The sequence below is a fragment of the Ferruginibacter sp. genome (genome assembly GCF_031391665.1).
Taxonomy (GTDB): Bacteria; Bacteroidota; Bacteroidia; order Chitinophagales; family Chitinophagaceae; genus Ferruginibacter.
In genome coordinates this window covers 1-2399 of record NZ_JANMUN010000250.1, presented here as the reverse complement: position 1 = coordinate 2399, position 2399 = coordinate 1, and the positions used below count along the sequence as shown (strand labels likewise).

Genomic DNA, 2399 nt, shown 5'->3' with positions numbered 1-2399 from the left:
AATTTTTTGACTTTGAAAATTAGATACGGTTTAATCAGAAGGTATTGGTGGTTGGGTAAGTAAGTGAATGTAAAAGTACAACTGCTTTTTTATATTTACAAAATTTGTGGATTTACGCTATGCATTTTATTAAAATAGTTCTCCACAAATTTTGTAAATATAAAAAAGCAGTTGTACTTTTACATTCACTTACTTACCCAACCACCAATACCTTCTGATTAAACCGTATCTAATTTTCAAAGTCAAAAAATTTAGATTAACTATCCAACCCTCTGAATAGCTTCTGTTTCTCAGGATATAATTTTTACATTATATACCGGGGTACAATTTAAAAATCCATTTTGTATTGAGTTGTCCTTTAAAAAACCTTATGGTTAATTTTTGCGTATGCTATGTGCAATAAATAGCCATAAAAAATGACAACAGAAATTACCTCACCAAAAACATACAATATGGAAACTTTGTACACTGCTTACACTAAAATGCTGGATTATAAAATGTATTATTTTATAAAAAAATTCAGCACCTTCCCCGAATTTAAAAATGTATCACCGGTTTTAGAATCTTATGGTATGCATACCAATTTTGATAAAGCCTGCAGCATTGCCGGCGTTAATGACCCTGCAGTAAAAGAACAACTTTTACAACAGGCTCAGGAAAATATGCCAAGAGCAAAAGTTATTGAGCTTAGCAACAGCAATTTTTCGGAGAAAAGTATAGCAGGATAATTTTATTTTTTTACTTTATATAGTTTAGTCTTTTGGGTGGGTACCCAAAAGGCTTTTTTATTTACTTTACAAAAATAATTAGCCTACATTTATTTTATATTATGGAAAGAAAAAAATTAGATGTAGATATTGTTTTGGATATACTTAAAGAAACGCTTGCAGCCAATCCGACTTCATCATTTACTGCAAGTTTACTGCACCAGTACCAGGAACGTGGCGGCCTTAGCAAAAAACAACTGGAAGGCCTGCATCATAAAGCATCAAAAGTAAGCGCCATAAGTACAGGTAAACTGGCAACGCTTGAAGCGATTATTTTAAAAAAGCCCATGAAGCATAAATCGCCATTGCCCCAACCCACGCCACTTTTTACTAAAGATGAAACAGCAGGTAAACTAATAACCGAAATTTTAAATAAATATCCTCAGCACAAACGGGTAGTTTTTTTTAAAGCCAAATACGATAACAACGAACCATTTTATGTAACAGAAACAGAAGAACTGAAAAGGTTTTATAAACTGCTGATTGAAAAATAAATGTTTGGCTCTTTAATTTATCAGGCTTTACTGTTAAGGCTGATAAGGTAATCGAATAAATTTGTTTCGGAAGAAATACCTAATTTTTTACGCAGGCGGTACCTGCTAATTTCCACTCCTCTTACAGATATATTCATTAACTGTGCAATTTCTTTAGTAGATAAATTCATTCTTAAATAAGCAGAAAGCTTTAATTCATTACTGGTAATAGCAGGGTGCTTATCTTTTAAGCCTGCAACAAAATCGCTGTGTACTTTATCAAAATGTTTAGTAAAGCTCTCCCACTCTTTATCTATATTATCATCCTCACCTAATGATTTAATCATTTTTTTTATTTCGGCAATGGCTTGTGGGTTATCAAAGCCTTTCATTACATGTGCTAATTCTGCTTTTATTTTTGTTAACAGCTCACCCTTTTTTACAAGGTGCATTGCAGAAGATGCCAGCTCAGAATTTTTAAAATTTATTTCAGCTTCCAGGTTGTCATTACGTAAAGCAACTATTTCACTTTCGGTTTTATTTAATTCCAGCTCATGAATATATAAAAGCCTTTTTTGTTCTTCTTCATGTTTTACTTCCTGCTTTTTAAATTTTATCTTTTGCCATTTATATATGCCAAGTATTGCTGCACAAAAAAGCAGGAAGTAAAACAGGTTTGCCCAAACGGTTCTGTACCATGGCGGCAGCATTTTAAATGCATACCCTGCAATGGCAGATTCGTTGCCTAAATTACTTCTCACCATTACTTCAAATGTAAAATCTCCAGAAGGTAAATTAGTGTATTCTTTTTCAGTTCTTGTTGTCCATTCGCTCCAGTTTTCATTAAATCCTTTTAACCGGTAGCTGTATTCTAAATTGGACTGGTAACCAAAAAGTGCAGCAGAAAATTCAAAACGTATCGTTTTCCATGCATCATTTATTTGTGGTGCAACAGCAGCATCCTGTACCTGCTTTTCATTCACTTCATTAAAATAACCTCCAAACAAAAGGCTGTCTGTTTTATTAACTATTCTTACTGTTCTTATCTGCACCTGCAAATCGGGTAAGGTTGTTTTATACTTTTGATAATTGATATGAAAAAAACCCTTTTCTCCACCCAAAAAAATATTATTTTCATCAACAGGATAAATAAATTCAA

The 2399-nt window shown here is 32.6% G+C and carries 3 protein-coding genes; 2 read left to right on the top strand and 1 reads right to left on the bottom strand.

All coding sequences use genetic code 11. The features are described 5' to 3' along the window. Window positions 1-416 precede the first annotated feature (416 nt). Window positions 417-728, top strand: coding sequence for a hypothetical protein (locus ACY651_RS19135; protein WP_462255111.1), 312 nt, complete (start codon window positions 417-419; stop codon window positions 726-728). A gap of 101 nt (window positions 729-829) precedes the next feature. Then, window positions 830-1261 carry a hypothetical protein gene (locus ACY651_RS19130; protein ID WP_462255110.1) on the top strand — a complete coding sequence of 144 codons (432 nt, stop codon included), beginning with the start codon at window positions 830-832 and terminating at the stop codon, window positions 1259-1261. A gap of 20 nt (window positions 1262-1281) precedes the next feature. On the opposite strand, the gene ACY651_RS19125 is transcribed toward ACY651_RS19130, so the two are convergent. Further along, the coding region (locus ACY651_RS19125) for a triple tyrosine motif-containing protein (RefSeq protein WP_462255109.1) at window positions 1282-2399 on the bottom strand (1118 nt) is incomplete at its 5' end.